This window comes from Pseudomonas marginalis (genome assembly GCF_001645105.1).
In the GTDB taxonomy this organism is placed as follows: Bacteria; Pseudomonadota; Gammaproteobacteria; order Pseudomonadales; family Pseudomonadaceae; genus Aquipseudomonas; species Aquipseudomonas petroselini.
The window spans coordinates 51,904-72,940 of record NZ_LKEG01000033.1 but is presented as its reverse complement, the minus strand read 5'-3'; the positions used below and the strand labels follow the sequence as shown (position 1 = coordinate 72,940).

General features: G+C 56.0%; 15 protein-coding genes and 1 pseudogene. 7 read left to right on the top strand and 9 right to left on the bottom strand.

The features are described 5' to 3' along the window. Positions 1 to 92 precede the first annotated feature (92 nt). From AO064_RS09130 to AO064_RS09100, 7 genes are all read right to left on the bottom strand, one after another. Complete coding sequence (locus AO064_RS09130) at positions 93 to 2,123, bottom strand: DUF262 domain-containing protein (RefSeq protein WP_064053105.1); 2,031 nt, start codon at positions 2,121 to 2,123, stop codon at positions 93 to 95. Continuing rightward, positions 2,113 to 3,633 (bottom strand): DUF262 domain-containing protein, encoded by a 1,521-nt coding sequence (locus tag AO064_RS09125; RefSeq protein ID WP_167355318.1) that lies wholly within the window; start codon positions 3,631 to 3,633, stop codon positions 2,113 to 2,115. The genes AO064_RS09130 and AO064_RS09125 overlap by 11 nt, the downstream gene beginning before the upstream one ends. Beyond that, positions 3,630 to 4,373: a hypothetical protein gene (locus AO064_RS09120; RefSeq protein WP_064053104.1), complete on the bottom strand. Its 744-nt coding sequence runs from the start codon at positions 4,371 to 4,373 to the stop codon at positions 3,630 to 3,632. The genes AO064_RS09125 and AO064_RS09120 overlap by 4 nt, the downstream gene beginning before the upstream one ends. 676 nt (positions 4,374 to 5,049) lie before the next feature. Further along, the gene (locus AO064_RS09115) at positions 5,050 to 6,129 is read right to left on the bottom strand and encodes a patatin-like phospholipase family protein (RefSeq protein ID WP_064053103.1); all 1,080 of its coding nucleotides are present in this window, start codon (positions 6,127 to 6,129) and stop codon (positions 5,050 to 5,052) included. Next, positions 6,126 to 7,034, bottom strand: coding sequence for a diguanylate cyclase regulator RdcB family protein (locus tag AO064_RS09110; protein WP_064053102.1), 909 nt, complete (start codon positions 7,032 to 7,034; stop codon positions 6,126 to 6,128). The genes AO064_RS09115 and AO064_RS09110 overlap by 4 nt, the downstream gene beginning before the upstream one ends. Then, positions 7,031 to 9,451, bottom strand: coding sequence for a dynamin family protein (locus AO064_RS09105; protein WP_064053101.1), 2,421 nt, complete (start codon positions 9,449 to 9,451; stop codon positions 7,031 to 7,033). Before AO064_RS09105 ends, AO064_RS09110 begins: the two co-directional genes overlap by 4 nt. 243 nt (positions 9,452 to 9,694) lie before the next feature. After that, on the bottom strand, positions 9,695 to 9,952 hold the full coding sequence (locus tag AO064_RS09100; protein ID WP_064053100.1) for a hypothetical protein: 258 nt from the start codon (positions 9,950 to 9,952) through the stop codon (positions 9,695 to 9,697). 119 nt (positions 9,953 to 10,071) lie between these two features. Here AO064_RS09100 and AO064_RS09095 point away from each other — a divergent pair, with 119 nt between their 5' ends. The 6 genes and pseudogenes from AO064_RS09095 (at position 10,072) to AO064_RS09075 (ending at position 18,129) form a co-directional block, all read left to right on the top strand. Beyond that, complete coding sequence (locus AO064_RS09095) at positions 10,072 to 10,947, top strand: BrxR family helix-turn-helix transcriptional regulator (RefSeq protein WP_064053099.1); 876 nt, start codon at positions 10,072 to 10,074, stop codon at positions 10,945 to 10,947. Between the two features lie 1,155 nt (positions 10,948 to 12,102). Then, on the top strand, positions 12,103 to 13,035 hold the full coding sequence (locus tag AO064_RS09090) for a chemotaxis protein CheV (RefSeq protein WP_064053098.1): 933 nt from the start codon (positions 12,103 to 12,105) through the stop codon (positions 13,033 to 13,035). 75 nt (positions 13,036 to 13,110) lie between these two features. Then, a complete protein-coding gene (locus AO064_RS09085; protein WP_064053097.1) occupies positions 13,111 to 14,256 on the top strand; it encodes a cyclic di-GMP phosphodiesterase in 1,146 nt (381 codons plus the stop codon). Between the two features lie 130 nt (positions 14,257 to 14,386). Beyond that, positions 14,387 to 15,649, top strand: a pseudogene (locus AO064_RS32030) (PDC sensor domain-containing protein); the annotation flags it as partial. Then, positions 15,644 to 16,549, top strand: coding sequence for a methyl-accepting chemotaxis protein (locus AO064_RS32025; protein WP_442081426.1), 906 nt, complete (start codon positions 15,644 to 15,646; stop codon positions 16,547 to 16,549). The pseudogene AO064_RS32030 and the gene AO064_RS32025, both read left to right, overlap by 6 nt. Positions 16,550 to 16,695: 146 nt before the next feature. Further along, positions 16,696 to 18,129 (top strand): ArnT family glycosyltransferase, encoded by a 1,434-nt coding sequence (locus AO064_RS09075; protein ID WP_015885970.1) that lies wholly within the window; start codon positions 16,696 to 16,698, stop codon positions 18,127 to 18,129. Between the two features lie 15 nt (positions 18,130 to 18,144). Here AO064_RS09075 and AO064_RS09070 read toward each other — a convergent pair whose 3' ends face one another. Continuing rightward, on the bottom strand, positions 18,145 to 18,633 hold the full coding sequence (locus AO064_RS09070) for a TIGR00645 family protein (RefSeq protein WP_010206662.1): 489 nt from the start codon (positions 18,631 to 18,633) through the stop codon (positions 18,145 to 18,147). Between the two features lie 163 nt (positions 18,634 to 18,796). Here AO064_RS09070 and AO064_RS09065 point away from each other — a divergent pair, with 163 nt between their 5' ends. Beyond that, complete coding sequence (locus AO064_RS09065; protein WP_082893911.1) at positions 18,797 to 20,620, top strand: hypothetical protein; 1,824 nt, start codon at positions 18,797 to 18,799, stop codon at positions 20,618 to 20,620. A gap of 7 nt (positions 20,621 to 20,627) precedes the next feature. On the opposite strand, the gene AO064_RS09060 is transcribed toward AO064_RS09065, so the two are convergent. Continuing rightward, positions 20,628 to 20,945: a PA4575 family protein gene (locus AO064_RS09060; protein WP_015885972.1), complete on the bottom strand. Its 318-nt coding sequence runs from the start codon at positions 20,943 to 20,945 to the stop codon at positions 20,628 to 20,630. Positions 20,946 to 21,037: the final 92 nt, after the last annotated feature.

The following is a 21,037-nucleotide window of genomic DNA, read 5'->3' as shown; positions in this document are numbered from 1 at the left end:
CGGATGAAAATCATGCGGCAATGGGCTGCCAACCACCGCTAACCAGTTCCGACTGTAGTGATACACTGGTGAGCGATGCCATTTACTCCACGCTACTCAACGGCAAAACGCCTTTGGTAATGGCGCTGCATTGCCGCCAGCATCGACGCCTGATGTTCAGCCGCCCATGTATCTCCCCATTCGTCGTTCGAGTAGATCAAGTCCATTTTCAAAGAGTCTGGCCGCTTCTCAAGGGCTCGCTTATTGAGGAATCGCTGGCGCTTTTCGTTGTATGGCAGATTGCTGTACTCGGAGTTGATGCTGCGCGAGACCAGCGCCAGATTGCCAAAGCGATTCAGCCAGGTGTTGGTGACCTTATTGGTATCGGTCGCCTGTGGATTCTGCGGCGAAATATGCTCCACCGAGTTTTTGGCTGTGAAGCGGAAGTTGCCCCATTTATCATGATCACAATGCTGCTCATGCCAAAGCACGAAGTCCAGTTTGTAGAACCAGTAATGGGAAAATTCCACGCCGTAGTCGCCGGGCAGCATTGCCTCGAATTGAAGCTCGGTAGCGGTACGCCAGGGCTCGTCCATGAATCCCCGTGTGCGCACTACCAAAGGATCGCTTGTCACCTCCCCAAGGAGTTGGTTATCCAAATGGCACAGGAAGTCGTAGTAGCGCTCAACCTCTCCCACGCCGCCACGTAACGTTTGCGCGTGCTTGTGGATGAAAAAGAGGAAAGGTGTCACCCAATAATGGGTGGTGATCTCCTGGGAGTGGTAGAGCATGCTCTGCAGTAACGACATGCCTTGTTTCAGATCGTTGTCACGGCTGCGACTGATGTAACGTTTGTCATCATTGGTAGAGATCGAGGTGTGGCAAATTTGATGAACTTCGTCATCGCCCTGATCGACCCATTTGATGACGTATTCATCCCAAAGCACCCGCATACGCCAGAGCAGATCAATGAACCCTTGTGCCCTTGCGGTACGCTGCGCTGGCTCCGCCGGCAGCAGTAAGTGGGCCTCGAACAAGGTAAGTAGGTGCCGATCTAGCACGCGGGGCACATCCGGCTGCCCTTGCTCTTTCAACCAGATACGCAGCACATGCAGAAGGAACAGCGGGAAGCCAATAATACTACGCGCCCATGGCGCTTCGCCTTCATCCACCGCGATGGCCGCTGAACCATTGTCAAACCTGGTAACTGCGCCGTTGACGATATTCTCCAAAGTCAGTCGTTCTGCGGATTCAGCTTGTGCAGCCTCGGCTCTTCGCGACAGCAGCCCGTGCACAGCTGCCGCGTGCAGCAACTGCCCCTTACTATAGAGATCACCTAGACGGTGAGCCTCCAGCTGGGTTTCCTGGCAAAGGTTACGTTCGACAAAACCACTCATATCGGCACAGGCATTCCACAAAGCAGCGTAACGGGAACGGCTTTCTGCAGGGATGTCGCGCAATAGCCTGGACTTGAGAATTTCGTGATGTTGGAGCTGGATGCCGCGGTTGTTGATGACTTCGAACAACTTGTTCAAGTCCATCCCCTCAGGCACCTGTGTGAGCACGAGCGAGACGTTGCGATAAACGAAGCCAGCCAGCGCCTTGAGATATTCATCATCCACAGGTCCGCCATCCGCACGCTTATAGGTCTGCTTGAAGGAAACCATCAATTGCTGAGCTTCTCTCATGCTTTGGGTATCGAGGATCTCAGGGCTCGCTCTCCCCTTGCCCGGCATCATGCTGGCAAGGAAGGCGTTCACTTGCTCGCGAATCGAGAAGTGCAAACGCGGAATCACACCGTCTTTCAGCACCACCCTGCTGAAATCGCCCATCACCTGGTTCCATATGGCGATCGTGCTGAGCATCCACAGCGTAGTAAAGCGCTGCTGCCCATCGATCAGGTCGAAGCGGCGCAAGCCCTTAAGGTGGTCTTGCTCAGAGGTTTTTTCGACCAGCAAGGCACCACCCAGAAAGAACTGCTCATCGCGCCGATCGAAGGCGTTGGCCATATCGGTCAGCAACGTCCTTATCTGATCGTCACCCCAAACGTACAAGCGCTGATAGATGGGCACATTGAAGCACCAGGCCGCGTCGTCTTGATTAGCCAGCTGTTCCAAGGTGAAGAGACGGGAATCAATACGCATGGCGATCTTCCTTACAAGCCTTCAAGTACGTTTCGAGCCATTGCGATTTACCCGCAAGGGTCAAGCATTCGGAATCCAACTGCCCTTGATAGAACTCCAGGACTGCCCTCTTATATCGTCCCTGCACACCCTGCCCTGTTGCTACCGTTTCGTTGGCATACGAAGACGCCACCGCTTGTTGTCGGTGCTGAAGAAAGTCCAGCACCTGCTTCGGGTGGTAACTCTGGGCAATCACATCCAACAGGTTCAGCTCGGCCAGCCTGAAGAAATTGGCCGCGGTTTCCTGCTTGACCTGTTTTTTCTCCAAGCGAATCGCACCCAGCAAAAACTCCAAGCGCAGGGCAAAGGCGGTCAGTTGTTCAACTTCGAACTGATCGACATACATCAGGCTGCACAGCATGAAGATCTCGCGCAGGTACTCCTGGTTATTGTGCAGCAGCTGTTTGTAGATCGTGCGGAACGTGCTCACCTGCAGGCATGGCGCAGGATCATTCATCAGCCGTTGCAGCAACGCTGCGTACTTGTCTGCGTATAGAAAGAACCCAACACCTTCATGGATGGGCTGACGCAACGCCATGGGTAGGCTTGCAGGATTTTGACCGACTCGCAGATGGCTGCCCTGCAGCACGTAATCGCCATCTCGCGCCAGAGTCATGCAGGACGCTAGCCGATTGTGCTGAGTCGCGTAGAGCGGCACGCTGTCAATGCGGCTACGGCTGTCGGCGACGTGGGGCCAAGTGTCGCGCTGGAATTCTGCCAGGAGCGGTTCGTGCCTCCCCGCAGGAGTGTGCGACCCGCGCCAACGCCGCGCACGCCAGAGAAAACGATTGAATAAGTTAGGGGCGAAGTCCTGACCAGGGCTTAGCACCGCCGGGTGGCGTTGCAGGCTCTCCCAACGCTCCGCACAGTGCCGCTGCAGTGCTGCCTTGAGTTCAGTCTTCCCTTGCGCGTAGTCGATCGCACGCAGGTGATAGGACTTGAGCAGGTCAGTGGCCTCCAAGCGCATCCCGCGGTTGTTCTGGGTGTCAAAAAAGGTGAAAGCGAGATCGGTGCTGTCCACTTCGATCACTGTCAGCCGTAGCCTTTCGATGATCTGCGGCGCAATCGCCTCCATTTGCTTCAATGCCTGCAACCCTTCAGCAATATGTCGCGCGGATTGGCCCGAATAGCTGAGTGCCTGCCCCACTGGCAACTTGCCGGTAGAGCGGTGGTACAACAGCGACAACGCGGTGATACGCTGCTGACCATCGATAATGAACCGCTTCGACTGGCTTGCGTCGCGATGCAGTAATACGCCCCCCATGTAGTAAGGCAGGGTGGTATCCGCCTGCTCTGCATACGCTGCGAGGTCACTGACCAATTGCGTCAGCTTATCCGGGCCCCAGACGAAACCACGCTGATAGCTGTCCAATGCCAATGGCCAATCGCTTGTATTCAGCAATTCGGCGAAAGGCAGAGTACTGACCCGTACAAGCGAATTAGCCTTGGCGGGTAGGAATTCCGGGATCAATTTTCGTCCCAACGTTTACGCAGGGTCCTGATCAGCGCGTTTCCTCGCAACGCGCGGCCGTCTGGCACACAGAGTGCGACAGAACCTTCCGGCAACCCGAAGACTTCTTCGATCCTTGCCCGGATGGTGCTCACTTTCGCATCCGAGCGCGCGGCCCGATAGCGAGCCGCCTTCCGGTTTCCAATAACGACCGTCGAGTCTTCTTTCTGGTCATCCGAAGCCTCCAGGTCTTCAGCATCCCAGGCCTCTTCCGTTTCATCCTCCTCGATAGGCTCGGCATCGTCGTCGACCTCTTCAGCCTCGTCAGCTTCAGCGGTCAGGTCAGCCAGTGTCTGGGAGTGGGAGTACCAAGTGCTGGCATCCTCTTGTTCCCACACCAAGCCATCCTGAACATGGAAAGTGCGCAAGGCTGCGGAAGACGGAACGTAATCGCTGAATCGCGACTTCACGGCTGGCAACCGTTCAAAGCCGGCCCCCAAGGCACGCAGCACCTTTTCTGGACCTGCAACCAGCAAAAACTCAGACCAGCACGGCTCGCGGAAATTGACGCTGACAGTACCGTACATATAGAGAGTCGCCCGCAGTGATGCGTCCTGCTCAGCCAATTGGGTGAGTACCTGCATCACCGTGCGGTAGATGCTGAAACCTGCGTCCTCGATGGACTGCGAATCGATCTCGACGGTGGGTAGCGGCGATTTACTGTTGACGAACGCGAGCTCCGTCACCGATTTCTTGATCATTGCCTTCATTCCTTGAGCGGGACCTTGGGTGGGCTTCACGACCTAATTTGCCATGATTGCAAACGTTGGGATGAGCGCACACAGCTGCGATAGCCATCCCGCGCGGAAGCCGCATGGTTGAGAAAGCATAATGCCACTATTACATGATAAGACTCTACAAGCCTCCGTCGAACCTGGCTTCAGGCTTGGGGTCACCACCTAGAACAGCAGCGTCAACCGGGATCAACTGCGTGACTGCGCCAACCTGCTAGGAAAGCTGGTACCGTTAATTATTCTGCTCATCCTGAAACACCCAGAAAACTTGTGGGGAGCGTTATCCGGGTGTTGTTCAACTAGATGACTGCGATTGAAGCAAAGGTCGGCTTACAGGCAACACAACTGCTTGACAACAGACCAGAAATACCCTTAACAGTATTTCAATTGGCATTAAATCTTCGAATACAATCCGATTTTCAGTGATTCAATCGATATGTTACTGGCTTGATTCAGCTACCCCCGAGGCTGCCGTAGGTACGGTACGGAGTCCGCAACGAACATTCACTAGGTGGTTAAAATGGTGTCCAATTAAATTAAGTGAACACCATTCCTTTCGGCGGAATGGTCGGGAAGAAGAGTCGATAGGCGCATAGCCTTGATTAGCGAGAGACTCGACAAATCACCACTTTCCCCGCGCCGCTCACCTCAATCGCGCCATAGCGTCTGCAAGCACTTGATCAGCGCTATTGGACTCACGCTCAATGTTAACCAGCGCCGCTTCCGAAGCTCGTAACTCATTACGCGCCCTCTGTGCATTCAGCACGCGACCAACACACTGAAGCGTGTCCTGATAGCCCTGCTCGATCCACGATGGAATTTTCTCGCCATCAAAACCTAACAAGTCGCGAGCCCCCGCCAAAGGCCCATTCGCACGTGCCAAACTCTTGCTCGGGCGAATCTCCAAAATGGTGGCATCAGGGAATTGCTGCCTGCTCCAGACTGATCCATCACTCAGATGCGTGACGATGACCAGGTTGCAACCCGCCTCCAACAAGGGAGTAATCGGCGTATTACCTTGCATGGTTTGCCAACCACCCTGCCCTCCGTCTGACCAGCTTCGCCCATCATGGCGACGTGATTTGAAAAGCAACGGAAGCGCCGCTGAGGCCAGCAAGATGCGTTTCTGTTCCTCCTCACCTGCAATCGACTGGACATGGAAAAACTTTGAATGTGGCGTGTCACCAAAGCCAAGTTCAGCACAGAGAGCACGCGCTATATCCTCGAGCCCTCCCAAGCTCTCGTACAGAGAAACGTACAATGGCAGGCCGCGCTGCAGATCTTTGCTGACCAAGAACTCATCCATTAGTTGCTGCAACGGCTTGTCGTCTAGAAAACCGTCTTCCCAGCCATTCAGCCACTCGGGGAATTCGACATCAAAGCGCTGGGCTAGCCTCTTGGCGCCATGAGCTGCAGCAAGAATGGCAGGCGCGCCGTTCATGCGTAATCCTGCAGCTACCAGCAATGACACATAGCCTGGCATTTTCAAACTCAAAGGGGAGCTTTTACTCAAACGCCCCCACAATTCTTCTAGACGCTCAATGGCAACATCAAGCGAAGGCGCTGACGCGAGAATGCCCCCATTGAGTGCTCCGATACTTGCACCTGAAACAGCATCAATGCGAGTACCCAGCTCGCGCAACGCTTTCAGCACACCAACTTGGTATGCACCTTTCGCTCCTCCACCCGACAGCACCAAGCCCACTTTCAAGGATGCACTCATGCTGAAGTCTCCAAGAACAATTCATTGACCAACCCTTCAGTCATACGCCGGGCAGAACCCAGCAGAGGCACTTGGAGTGGTAACTCGTCAGGCACCTGCGAAATTGCATAGGACATTGGCGAACGATCAGGACACGACCAATCACCCAGATAAGCAAGCGTCTCTTCGCTTACATTCCACGGTACGCCAGGCGAAGGCCTCGCCAGCCAGCGATTTCGGGTAGCGATGCGCTCCCCTTGCCCCACCTGAGCGTCTCGACTCAGCTGTATGATCGCCCGGTTGGCTAGGTCCTCCAAGAGTTGCTGACGCTCAGTACCAGAAATGGTTAGGCAATGATCGCCGAATGCCCCCCAGCGCAACTCTTCCAGCACCGCATAACAGCGGCCAGTAAGACTAAGACCAGCGAACCGACCCGCGCCCCACTTGCCCATAACACTCTCGAGGTGTAACTGGGCACGTTGCGTACAATCGATTCTCGCAACATTTAGCTCTAAAGCACTGCATCGATCGCCAAGGTGCTGCGAAAGTCGCTCCAACGCATAGCGGGTATCGGCTGAATAGTTAGCGACCGTAGCTAAATCCTGCTTCATTCCACTCACCCGCATCTGCACTTGATAGATCGCGCGGTTACTCTTGGCCAACGATTGAGTCAAGTCGACCAGCCACTCCAGTGCCCCTTCGACGCCATCGGTGAGGCTTGCATTGATTTCCGCCTGGTTCTGGGCTGTTTTGCCAGTAAACCCATCGTAAAGGCGGTCGAACATCCCGGTCCGAGTCGACATATGCCTCTGGCGCTCGCGCACCACATCGATACCGTTGGCGAAGTCCACCACGAATTTTTCCGGCAGGCAGGTAAACAGACGGCTCATTTCGCCAATCAACTCATCGTTTTGCGCTTCGCTCATGCTGGCACCCCAGCCGGGCTCACATCTCGCAGCAGCTCCTCGCTGTCGCGCTTGATGGGCATGACCTCGCGTTTGTAACTAGAAAGCAAACCAGCCAATGCAATTTGCTCGTCCTGGCTGCGTTCCTGATCGCGAATACTCTGTTGCAAATCGCTTCGAATGCTTTCGATGCTGCCTTTTAGTTGCTCGAAGAAGGTGTGAAGCCCTTCATTGAGCGGCTGAGCGATGGTGTCCGCAGCGGAGGCTTCCAGGTCTTTGAACAGCTGTTCGATCGATGCGTCGATGGCTTTGCGGACCTTGTTGATATCGACTGCGTAATAGCCCTGCTTGACCGTGAACTCTTCCCAGCCCCAGTCAGAGGTACCGAACCAGCTACAAATGGTGCCCCATGCACCTTTGCTGCGGCGAGAGCGCGTGACGTTACGGTGCTTGCTATCCACCGAATCACGCAGAATCTCGCCAGCGGTGTACTTGAGAGTCAGCGGGGTCGTGTCCGGGATTTTCACATCGATGGCAAAACCGCTGCGATTGAGCCGCTCATTCAGGCCTGCGATAAGTTTGTTGGCTTCGGCTTCGATATCAACTGCGAAAGTGATGCGGAAATCCTTGAGGATTTCACCCATACGCCTTACCAGTTCGACTTCACCATCGCTAATGATGCTGTGCACCCCATCTTCGATTTTTTTCAGCAGCGCTTCGGCCTCAGACTGCTTATCGAAATTGATTACTGGGCTTTCTTCGTCGAATTCAAAATCGAAACCGTTGCGCGCGCGACGAGCCTGTTCGCCACCCAACCAAGTGCTAAAGGCTCCCTTGAGGAGCCCTGCCATGGTCGGTGCGAGCTGCTCTTGCATTCTGGCGACGGCTTGTTGCTGCTCTTGCCGCTTTCCCGCTTTGAATCCTTCGCCGACCTCATGCTTGATAGCCTCCGCCAATTCGGTGAAGGTCATGCTCATCTCGCACTTGATTTCCGCCAGCGCGTTCTGCGAAGACTCCTCGCTGTCCTGTTCCAGGCGATCAATCATTGCAATGTCATGGCGCAGCGACCCAATCTGCTCCTGAAGCTCTTCGGCGCTCTTGGCCAGCGCGGTATCACGCACTTCCAGGAAGCGTGCAAGGCGGGTCGCCGTGTCAACCAGTTTCGACGCAGCAGAGGACAACGCCATGACGGCTGCCTGCCGGTGGGCCTTGAAGATCACTTTCTCCAGCGGCTCGGCGAAATTTGATTTTTTCCAAAGGTGACTGGCACCGCGCTGGACAAGTTCGGTGTCTTGCAAGGCGTCTTCCCATTCCATGCCCAGCACCAACTGGCCGAAGTCTTCGACCCACGCATTTTGGCCACTCTTGGCCTCAGGAAGCTTGCCGTGGTTGGCAATTTCCTGTTGGGCACGGCTGGCCAAATATCCCCAGCGCGAAGAGACTGGATAGACATCTGCTGCATCGAGCCTGCGATTCATCAACGACTCGGCCACGAAGGTACGTGTTTGGTCAGCACTGTCGCCGTTGCGGTCCCTTTGGTCGAACTTGTTCACCAATGCAAACAGTCGCCCTTCGGCAATATCGGCAATCTCATCCAGCTCCTTTCGCACCTGCTCATCGGCGTCAGACTTGAGCTGTGTGAAGTCCATGACAGCCAGCACAGCCGAAGCCTTCTTCAACTGTTCCTTGAGCATTTTGCGAAGATGCTGCTGGCCCGCCTCATTGGGGCCGGGTGTATCGAGCAATGCCAATTTACCCTGACCCGCCGCCTGGCCGAGATGAGAAAATTCGATGCGGATGACAGGGTAATCGTCGATACTGGAGTAGCTGCCAAAGGGGAAGTCCACCCCCAGAAACGCCGCAAGCCGTACCAAATCGTTCAGGCTTTTGAGGAACCAGAAGATATTTTCCGACCCCTCATATAGCGCTTTGAAACTTCCCCGCTGATCAATCAGCTTCAGCAGGTCAAGCATGTCATCGGTACGCTCCAGATTCTGCAGCACCGCGTCACCTCGGTCAGATGAGATTACTTTGCCAAGCTGCACAATGAGGTCGTTGATCGGCTTGCAGTTTTTCAGCTCCAACACTGGCTCGACTTGGCCAGGGGTGTGCTCGATCAAAGTCGGCAACGCAGTCATTGGCCGGTTGCGGTTAGGCAGCACTTCATGTCCAACGATGGCATTGATTGTGGTCGATTTACCGGCCTTCATGGTGCCGACCACGGCCAGGACCATCTTCAATTCGCCGACTTTGACCAGCTCGCCTTCGAGGTAACCAATCTCTTGGATGACATTCGCTTTGCTGAAGGTCTGATGCTCATCACCCTGATCATCAGACAGCACACCTTCGCCTTCCTGCACGTGATGCAGCAAGCCTAGTTCCAAGCTTAGAAGCCTACGAGCTTCATCACGTAGCAGATCTATCGATTGTTCCTGCATCAAAAACTCCTTGCGCGAGGCACCATTGGCCTCTAGTCATCCGTAAAACGCCTACCGCAGACAAGCGGCCTATCTTCGTCACGCCGATAATATCAAAATGACAGCAACCTACTGTGAACTCAAATCACGATTGCCAGTGGGCAAACAAAGAGCGGCATAACCCTGACCACGCCACCCCAGACATGGCGATAGCCCGCTATGCAAACGCCCTGAACGGCACGCTACTCAATCCATTGCCGCTGATCACTCCGCAACCGGCACCAACGCCTCCAGCAACTCACACTTGCGCCGCAACTGCACCACATGCTCTCGCTCCGCCCGCAACGCTGACCGCAGCTCACTATTCTCCATCTCCCAAATCTGCAACCAGCGCAGATCCCTCTGGCAGTGCTCCACCGTCTTCCCAAGCTCGCCGAGCTTTAACCCCTGCTGAATCAGCACCAGCAGGATGATCCCCATCGCCACCAATGCACCCGTCGCAACCACTTCCGGCATAGCCATACTCATATCCTTTGCTGCCTGCGAAGTATTCCAAAGACAAGCGAAAGATATGTAATGTGAAATTACACGTCTAGAATGTAGACTTATACAGGTAAAGTAATCGCGCACATGGAGAGGGTATGAAACGCAAGCAATCCATCGAGCGGGTACGCTGGGACCTGGCACTTCGCTATCGCTTGATCGAGACCGTTGCCTGGTGGGAAGGCCGGCTGACCACGGGCCACCTGATGCAGAGCTTTGGCATCAGCCGCCAGCAGGCGTCTAAGGACATCAATACGTACATCACCGAACATGCGCCCAAAAACTTGACATATGACAAGCAGCTCAAGGGCTATGTGCCGAGCAAGCATTTCAAGCCGCTGTTCATCGACAACAGCGCCAGCGCCTACCTGCACCTGCTCTACCAGAACAATGAGCGCGCCCCGCACATCGACGGGCTGGCTCTGGCGTATGCGCACACCCGGGTACTGGAAGTGCCTGACCGCCCCATTCGGCCAGAGGTACTGCGCCCTTTGCTCAAGGCCTGCCGTGAAGGCCTGCGCCTGGAAACCGAATACGTGTCCTTCAACACCCCCAATGTCGAGGTGCGCCTGATCGCCCCCCACACACTGGTCTACACCGGTATGCGCTGGCACGTGCGAGCCTATTGCGAAAAGAACGGCCAATACCGCGACTTCGTCCTTAGCCGCCTGCGTGGGCAGCCAGACTTGCTCGACGTTTCACCGAACACGCGCGAGCAGGATAAAGACTGGAATGTCGAGGTGCCGGTCATCTTCGCGCCTGATGGGCGGTTGAACGAGGCGCAGAAGGCAATCATCGAAACCGACTACGGCATGACGCAGGGGCAATTGGTGGTGCCAAGCCGCAGGGCATTGGTGAAGTATGTGTTGCAGCGGTACCAGATTGACCACCGCAACATGGCGATACTTCCCGAGGCCCAGCAACTGGTGGTGAACAACCTCCAGGAACTGCAGCCGTGGTTGATGAAATACTGACGCTTGGATCTTAGCAGCGTCAACCGAGATCAACTGCGTGACTGCGCCAACCTGCTCGGCAAGCTAGTTCCGGTCATCATTCTGCTGATGCTGGATAACCCGGACACATTGTGGGGTGATGCGTGTTATCTCGTAGTCGTTTAGCTCAGTGACCGCGCTTGGACCAAGGGTCGCCCTACAGCGGGCGACCGAGCTGGTCATCGGCAGGCCAGGAACACTTCTCGCAGTATTCCAATCGGTATTCCAGCTTAAAATACAAACCGGAATTCACCCAATTAATCAACATGTTACCGACCTAATTCAGATTACCCCGGCACTTCAACGAAAAAAGACGTCCTTGGACGTCTTTTTTTATGCCTGACATCCAGTAAATGCAGGGCTTCAGCGCTTAGGGGGCTTTGCAAGGTTTGTGAGTTCCAGGCGCGTTGGCATTCCAGATGGCAACAGCGGCAGCCCTCGGCAACACGTCATTGACGGCGAGTGCGTGCGGCGGCGAGGTGTTTCGAGCGACTGATAACCAGACACCCGCCGAGGGAATGGCCGATCAGGTTGGCCTCATAAATGCCCAAGTGGTGATCACGCTGGGACCCACTTAGCTGATCAAGCAGCGAGCGGCCCATATCCTCGGCTCGTGGACGGTTTTGTCAAAAATGCGAGCCACGGTCGACTGCGGCGTCCGATTGAAATAGGTGAAATACGCTCGACGGCCATGGCTTGGCGATGATGATCAAGTGCGCACATAGCGCGACGCCGACCAACACCGCCAGTACGTCGGCGTCCCTGCCAAAAAACCCGCACATATGGGGACAAAAAGCCCAGCAGCAAGCCGATATTCGCTACAGCACGAGGCGCGCGCTGGGTGTCCGCACCGGCCCGCTGCACAACCGCCGCTTAACAAAGTTAAATGACGCGTCCTGTACTGAACGGACAACACACGCAGTATGAAACTGCCGTTCTAAATCGTTCTCAACAATAGCACCAATAAGTTAGCCAACTAACCATTTCAAACACTCATCCGAATAGACAACCAATTAATTTCATATCGCTTTAACGATAAACCCAAGATTTATTTATTTTCACATATCTTTTACATAGCCCTACATAGGATAGTGTCATTACGGCATCAACGCTGTCAGCCGAGCTAAAGGAGTGTGTATGACAGGTGTATTGGCATCCGTTAACAGTCGCACACAACTGGTCGGTCAGAACCGGCTTGAGCTGCTACTCTTCAGGTTCAACAACCTCCAGCTGTACGGGATCAACGTTTTTAAAGTTCGAGAAGTTATACGTTGCCCAAAGTTATCTCTACTACCAAAGTCTAATAACAATATCTGTGGCGTTGCCAATATTCGAGGCGCCTGCATTCCTATTCTAGACCTCGCCATGGCCACTGGACTGCCAGGCGTACAAGACCAGGAAAGTGCTTTTATCATACTTACGGAGTACAACAACCGCGTTCAAGGTTTCCTCGTCTATGCGGTTGAGCACATCGTCAATTTGAACTGGGAAGACATTCATCCACCGCCCAAGGGCAGTGGTGAACACAATTACCTGACGGCCGTGACCCATGCGGATGATCGTCTGGTCGAGATTATTGACGTTGAAAAAGTACTGACTGAAATATCGCCATCGTCCGAGGAAATATCCAGCGGCGTGGTGGATCACGAGGTCACCCTGCGGGCCAGACACCTGCGTGTCCTGACCGTGGATGACTCCCTCGTCGCGCGTAAACAGGTGACACGCTGCTTGGAAACCGTTGGTGTCGAGGTGGTTGCCTTAAATGACGGTCGACAAGCGCTTGATTACCTGCGATCCATGCTCGACGAGGGACGCAAGCCGGAGGAGGAGTTTCTGATGATGATCTCCGACATCGAAATGCCAGAGATGGACGGCTATACCCTGACTGCCGAAATCCGTAACGACCCGCGCATGGCCAAGCTGCACATTGTGCTGCACACCTCGCTCTCCGGCGGGTTCAACCAAGCCATGGTCAAGAAAGTGGGCGCCGATGACTTCCTGGCCAAGTTTCGCCCCGACGACCTGGCCGGGCGCGTTGTTACGCGCATCAAGGCTGCACATCCGAACTGAAGCGTTAGCCCGACAACACCCAAGCCAAGGAGGCTAGCAAGAAACGTATAAGAACAAATCAACAGAGGTAATATCATGTTGAAATGTAATGAGTTCTACCATCTGGCGCCAGACAGCGAGGCAAGACCTTTCTGGCGGGACCGCGCGCGTAACGCGCAGTCGGCTATCCAATGCGCACTGGGCTGCGGCGTACAGCCTACCCACTCGGTCACCTTGCCTGAGACGACCCCACCGCAGGACATCACAGCCCCCCCGATAACCTCGACCTCCATGCAAGAGGAGCTGGTCGCTGCACAGGCCATCTGCGCCCGAGCCAAGACCGCCGTGGTCGAGATGTTCAGCCACGCTCGCATGGGCCGAGCCCTCGAGCTTGAACACATCAGTACGCTGGTCGACGATATTTCAAGTTCAATCGCACGCCATCCCAATGCGTTTATCAGCCTGGCACGCCTGAAAAGTCTCGACGACTACACCTATATGCATTCGGTCGCCGTGTGCGCACTGATGATTGCACTGGCCAATCAACTTGCCCTACCCGCCGCAATGGTGCGCAGGGTCGGGCTGGCCGGCCTGCTGCACGACATCGGCAAGATGGCCATACCCGGTGCCGTGCTGAACAAGCCAGGTCGGCTGAGCGATGACGAATTGCAACTGATGCGTACCCATCCGCTGGAAGGTGAGAAAACCCTGCTGGGCACATCGCAGGTGTGCGAAATGGTCGTGGATGTATGCCTGCATCACCACGAGCGGTTCGACGGCACCGGTTACCCGGATCGGTTGGCAGGCGAACAGATCAGCCTTTTCGCTCGGATGGCCGCTGTGTGTGATGTCTATGATGCCGTCACGTCGGACCGTTCTTACAATCAAGGTTGGGATCCCGCCGTTGCCATCCAGCAAATGTCGACGTGGGAAGGGCATTTTGATGATGAGGTGTTTCGGGCGTTTTTAAAGGCTGTGGGTATTTACCCTGTCGGGTCCATCGTTCAACTAAAAAGCGGCACAATTGGTGTCGTCATTGAGCAACATGCCCACTCCCTGTTAACGCCCAAGATCAAATTATTCTTTTTGCCGGTTCTAAACATCTACATCACCCCCAAAACAATCGATTTGAGCGACCCCACCCAGACCGATAAAATTATTGCGCGCGTGCCGTCACAGCGTTATGGATTTAAAGATACCGAGCGTTTATGGCGCGATGAAGATACGCACACACAGAGTTAAGCACTCTACAGCTGTACAGCATTCCGATGCCTAAGCAGCACATGATCAAGCACTAAGCCTTGCGTGAAAAATATATTGGAATGTCGACATCCGATTATGTCGACAACTATTAGCGTGGGCGGGAAATACCATGAAATTCAAATCATTGCAGACTCGAATTTGCTTCACCGCCGGACTCTGCCTGTTTATCTCATGTGCGAGTCTGGTGTTGTATGGGCTGTACTCTTCAAACGCCAATCAAGCCTATGTGGGCACCGAAGTTTCAACATTGATTGAAAGCGCCACCATCCGCGAAATGCAAAACCTGGCGGAGTCCCGCGCCAACGCCATACAGGCCAAACTGCAGACTGCCCTGGATTCGGCTCGTACCCTGGCCAACACACTGGGCGCCAGCAAAAATGCACACAGTTCGCTGACATTAGGCCGTGATCATATCAATGCGATGTTGCTCAGCGTGCTCAAAGACAACCCGGACTTCAACGGCACGTATTCATGCTGGGAGCCGGATGCACTGGACGGCCAGGATCAAGCCTTTCGTAACAATGAAGGCGGCAACAACCCATTGACCGGCCGCTTCACCCCCTATTGGACGCGCAGCGCAGATGGCCACATCGCGGTACAACCGCTGGTCGAGTATGACTCCGACACCCGCCACCCCAACGGTGTATTGAAGGGCGGCTGGTACTCCGGCCCTCGGGATACCCAGAAGGAAAGCGTGCTGGACCCCATTCCCTACGTGGTGCAAGGCAAAAACGTGTGGCTCACTACGCTGTCGGTTCCAATCACTGCCAATGGCACTTTCTACGGCGTCGTCGGCGCTGACTTCGACATTTCGTTTATCCAGAAGCTCAGCGAGCAAATGTCTGCCGACCTGTACGGCGGTAAAGGCTCCGTGTCGATTGTGAGCCATCAAGGGCTGGTGGTGGCCGACAGTAAACGGCCGGAACTGATCGGCCAGCCACTGAAGGGGTTGCTACCCAACACCTGGGATAAGGTGCTGGCCAATGTGCAGAAAGGCCAGGGCGATAGCCGACTCAATCAAGAGTCCCAGGAAATCGAGGTGCAGATGCCCATCCCCTTGGGCCGCACCGACAAACCCTGGGCCATACTGATCCACTTGCCCAAAGCCGTGGTCATGAGCCAGGCCCTTGCCCTGGAGAAGGAATTGCAATCTCGCGGCTTCAAGAGCAGCGTATGGCAGGTTTCGGTCGGCGTACTCATCTCGGTAGCGGCATTGCTTGCTCTTTGGTTTGCCACCGCAAAAATCGTCGGCCCGATACGTGAAGCCGCCGCCTTGGCCGCCAACATCAGCCTGGGCGATTTCTCTCATCGCCTGGTGCAAAAATCCGAAGATGAAGTCGGCCAATTGTCCTTCGCCTTGAACGACATGTCGGAAAGCCTGCAGCGCCAGGTCCGTGTAGCCGAGCGCATTTCCGAGGGAGACCTGGACCTGGAGGTACGCCTATCCTCCCCCAACGACACGTTGGGCAAATCGCTGGAAAAAATGGTCGGCAACTTGAACGCGTTGATTTCCCAAGTGCAGGCCAGTGCAACGCAGATCACCGGCAGCTCCGCACAGGTCACCGAATTGAGCCAGTCGTTGTCCGACGGCGCATCCAACTCGGCATCGTCCATCACCGAAATCAGCGCTGTCATGACCCAAATGGCGGCGCAAACCACCGACAACGCTGCCAACGCCAAAAAAGCCGACGAGCAATCCCAAGCCTCGCGAGCCGACGCAGGTGAAAGTGACAAGCTGATGAGTGAATTGATAGCCGCCATGGCGGAGATCGACAACTCGGGTAAAGACATTACCGCCATCATCACCACCATCGACAACATCGCCGCCCAAACCAACCTGCTGGCCTTGAACGCTGCAATCGAGGCTGCACGCGCCGGGGAGTTGGGCCGAGGTTTTGCAGTGGTTGCCGATGAGGTCAGGAGCCTCGCCGCCCGTAGCGCCGAAGCAGCCCAGCAAACAGCGGCGCTGATTGCGGACTCTTCGACCAAAACGCAGCGTGGCATGGTTATCGCCGGGCGCACGGCCGATTCATTGAGAAACATCGTGACCGGCACCAGCACGGTTTCCAGTCTGGTCTCATTGATCTACCAAGCCTCCAGTGAACAGGCCTCCGGCTTGCAACAGGCCAGTATCGGGCTGGAGCAAATTGATGAAGTCACTCAGCAAAATCAGACCAACTCCCAGCAATGCGCAGTGGCCGCGCGGAACCTGTCGGAACGGGCCAACGCCATGCAGCAAGGGCTGAGCCGCTTTAAAGTCAAAGCCTCTTAGCGCCTCCAGCGAAGCCAGGGGGTGATCCCCCTGGCCCAGCGCCTTCAATCTGTTTTTTGTTCATCAAATATTAAGAATCGCCTCCCTATACTCACTGATTGCGGGCCGCTCCCCCGAGCGCCCCCCTGCTTCGGTAGCCACACCCTATGACGCGTACCGCTCCCCTCCTGCTCCTGCTGGCTGGTCTGTTGTTTTTCTTCGCCCTCGGTAACCATGAATTGCAAGGCTCCACCGAAGCCCGCGTGGCCGGCATCGCCATGGCCATGCACCTGGACAATAACTGGGTGGTGCCCCAGCTATTTCGTGAGCCCTTCCTGGAAAAACCGCCCCTGAGCCTGTGGATCGATGCCGGGGCGATTCGCCTGTTCGGCGGCACCACCTGGGCCGTGCGCCTGGCTTCGGCGTTTGCCGGGTTGTTCAGCGTGATGCTGCTGTATGGCATGCTGCGCAGGTTCGGGCGACCGCAGACGCTGGCGTTCAGTGCGGCCTTGATCCTGGCGACCATGGCCAGCTACTGGGGCAATGTGCGCGGCGTGGGTGAAGACTCGCTGCTTACCCTCGGCGTGACCACCGCGTTGCTGGCGTTCTACCAGGCCGTGCGGCCCGATCGTGAAGGCTCCAGCGCGGGCGCATGGGCACTGTTTACTGCAGGGATGGTGATCGCCACGCTCAGCAAAGGCGTGCTGGGCCTGGCGATGCCGGGCATTGTGATTTTTGTGTACCTGGCCATCACCAGCCTGATGGACAAGCGCCTGCGCATTGGCGATTGGCTCAAGCCTGCGCTGTTTACCTTATTGGCGTTGGTGCCGCTGGTGATTTGGTTGGGTTTCCTGTTCCAACGCGGCGGGCTGCAGGCCGTGGCCGAAGTGGTGTTGACCAACAGCGTCGGCCGGTTCAGCGGCTCGTTTGTCGAGGCCGGACACTACGAGCCGTTCTACTACTACATCGCCAAGTTGCCCGAAGCGTTCCTGCCCTGGAACATCCTGGTCTACCTGGGCCTGTGGCATTTCCGTAAAAGCCTGATGCGCAACCGCTACCACCTGTTCTTCAGTGTCTGGCTGGTGGCGCAGTTCACCCTGCTGACCCTGGCATCGAGCAAACGCACCGTGTACCTGATGGCACTCACTCCGGCCGCCGCCGTACTGGCTGCGGAATACGCACGGGTGCTGCTGGACTGGCTGAAAACTCACAAACCCGCACTGCACACACATCACAGAACCCTGGTGGGCGGCGTGTTCACCCTGGCCGTCGGTTGCTACCTGATTGCGGCCTTCTGGTTCGCGCCCAAAGCCGACGCGCACCACTCGTTTATACCGGTGATCAGCCAGGTGCAGGCATTGAAAGACGAAGGCAGGGAGGTGGTGTTGTTCCGGCCTAACGAGCGCATCGCCGGGGCCAGCGTGTTTTACCTGCAGGCCTATTTGCCGATCCTGCAAACCGAGGCGCAGTTGCACAACTACCTCAGTGCCAAGCCCGGCAACGTTGCATTGCTGGACCATACCGATGACCTGACCACCCCGGTCAAGGTGATCAAGCAGATGTCGATCAATCGCCAGCCTTACTACTTCGTGGAGGAGTAAGGCCAGCGCAGGGCATCAGTGCTTGGTGACTTTGTCCAGGTAACCCATGGCAAACGCCGAGACCACGAAGGTCATGTGAATGATCACGTACCACATCAAGTGCTGCGGATCGACGTTCTTGGCGTCCATGAAGATGCGCAGCAAGTGGATGGACGAAATCGCCACGATGGACGCCGCCACTTTCATCTTCAGCGACGAAGAGTCCATGGTGCCCAGCCAGTTGAGTTTCTCTTTGTTGTCATCGATATCCAGCTGCGAGACGAAGTTCTCGTAGCCGGAGATCATCACCATGACCAGCAAGCCACCGACCAGGGCCATGTCGATCAACGACAGCAGCACCAGGATCAACTCGGACTCGGCCATCGAGAACACGCTCGGCAGCAGGTGAATCACTTCCTGGAAGAATTTCAGCGCCAGCGCCAACAACCCCAGGGACAAGCCGAAATAGATCGGCGCCAGTAGCCAGCGCGAGGCGTACATAGCATTTTCGATAAAGCGTTCCATTGGATCTCACACAGCTTGGCTAGAAATGGCGGCGAGTATACCAGCCGCCACAAGACACCTGTCACCACCAGAAAACTGACGTGGGCGGCATCTGTAAGGGAATTTTTCTGCTAGTGTCGAGCCCAATAAATCGGCTCGATGACGTCGGACAGGAAAAACTCAGATGATGGATGTGCGATCCCCTTTGGCCAGTATCGGCCTGTGCGCGGCATTGCTGCTGGCCGGCGGCTGCTCCCCCAGCGACGAGCAGAAGCAGGCGACCCTCGAAGAGAAAACCGCCAAGTTCGAACAGTCCCTCGACAGCATCCAGGACACCAAGCTGCGCGACGCCATCGCCGATCTGGGCGGTTCGTTGCTGTTACTGGAACGGGCTCAGGCCAAGCTCGCCACCAAGCCCATCGAAGCCGAATACGGCGAAGACAGCTTGGCGCTGCTCAAGCACTACCCCACGCCCCAGGCGCTGGTGGACACCTACATCAATGGCCTGTTCGTACTGCGCAAGACCTCCCATTCCGACTATTTGACGGACTTGCAACCGGTCTTCCCGTTCACGTTCAATACGTCTGACCAGTTCCCCTTCCCCCATGGCCTGGAATGGCAGTCGGTCACCTTGAGCAACAAAAAGGTCATCCCCTTCCAGCCGGAATGGTCGGAAACCGATCCCGGCATCCAACTGAGCCCCAGCAGCTCCAACTTGACCAACCCGGATGACCTGACGGTGACCTACCCGTTCATCGACGGCATCGAGACGGAAAACAAGAGCCAGCCCCAACCCATCAACCTAAAGGGCACGGTCGAAGTGATCGCGCCGGGCAAGGTGTTGACGTTTGACCTGTCGAAAAAGGACGTGGGCCACACGCGTACCGAAGGCAATATCACCCTCAAGCTGCTGCTCCTGGAGAAAAACTACGCCGAGATCGAGCTGACCAACAGCCAAGCGTTGGCGCCGGAAGTCGGCGATGAATCGCCCAACCCGCTGCTGGTACAGGCACGGGACAGCACCGGGCAATTCCTAACGCGCTCGGGCTCGATCAATGAGAGCAGCGCGCAGGTGGCGTTCTACGAGAAACAACTGGCCGAGATGCAAAAGCAGAAGGCCTGGTCGGAGGCATTCGAAAAACAGCTTACCGATGAACAAAAAGCCTTCGAACACAAGCAGAGCAGCCATTACGCCAAGGTGTATTTCAATGGCGTGATCGACAACCTGCAGGTCAACGTACTGGATTTCTCCACCGCTACCCGCACCCGCAAGGACCTCGACCTGCCGGTGCTGCGTTTCGACAAGAACAGCCTGCAACAAACCGTACAGGCCTTGCCGATGCCGGTCACCGTGTATGACGACGGCGCCGCCAGTTGGCTCAAAGACGCGAGCATGACCGAAGAACAGTTGAAAAACAGCGTCACCATCAGCCAGTCGGTCGAAGACGCCAGCGCGGCGCACATCGTGTTTGACCACCCTTTCACCTTCAATGACGACCTGGTGGGCAGCGAGCGCAACAGCAGCGAGTCACCGGTGACCTTCTTCACCGCCGACGAAAAAGGCGAACGCGGCGAGCCGATCGAATTACCGACCGAGGCCTTCGAACTGAACCCGGCGCGCGGCACCCTCACCTACGATCTCAACCTGTTTCCAGAAAATCCGGCGTATGTGGTGGGCTCGATTCCGCTGTTCCTGGCGACCATCGAGAAAGCCGAGATAGACGTGGCCAAGCTGCCTAAAGGACTGTCGCTCAAGGACAACGCGCTGGTCGTCGACCAAAAGGAATTCCCCGCCGACAGCTGGCGCTTCTACGCCAAGGACGCCAGCGGCAACTACCTCAAGGAAATCCTGGGTGTGAGCCACCGCGCCGAGGAGTACGGTACGGCGATGTTTGACGTGCATTACTTCTACGGCCAGCCGACGACCCTGGAAAGTTACCAGCGCACCGACCTGAGTACCGTGCAATACGGCTTCGAAGTCAAACTGGACAAGCCCGAGAGCAAGTGACCGGCGCCTACAGGGCCAGTTGGTCATGCCCACCGTTGAGCTGGCGCAGATGGGCCTGCATGTGCAGGCACCAGATCTGCGGGTCGCCCGCCAGCTCATAGCCGTGCAGGGTCAGGCTGTCCACGATGGATTCGAGAATATTTTCCGCCACGAAAGGCCCTGGAAACGGGCCTTGGGACTTGATGGTGGACGGCTGTTCACCGGTCATTCCGGCGGCAAACAACAAGGTCCACATCCCGTTATCCCCCGCAAGAGGGCGAATGGAACATTCAATACGGGTGACCAGGCCAAAGCACTGGCGGGTGAGGCAGAGGTTGCGCGACATGGCGGCGGCCCTCGGTAGATCGGTGTTCAACCTGCGCCTGGGGCGAGGCTGTTTCTATCCAGCGACTCCTGTGGATATCCCTTGAGCTCAGA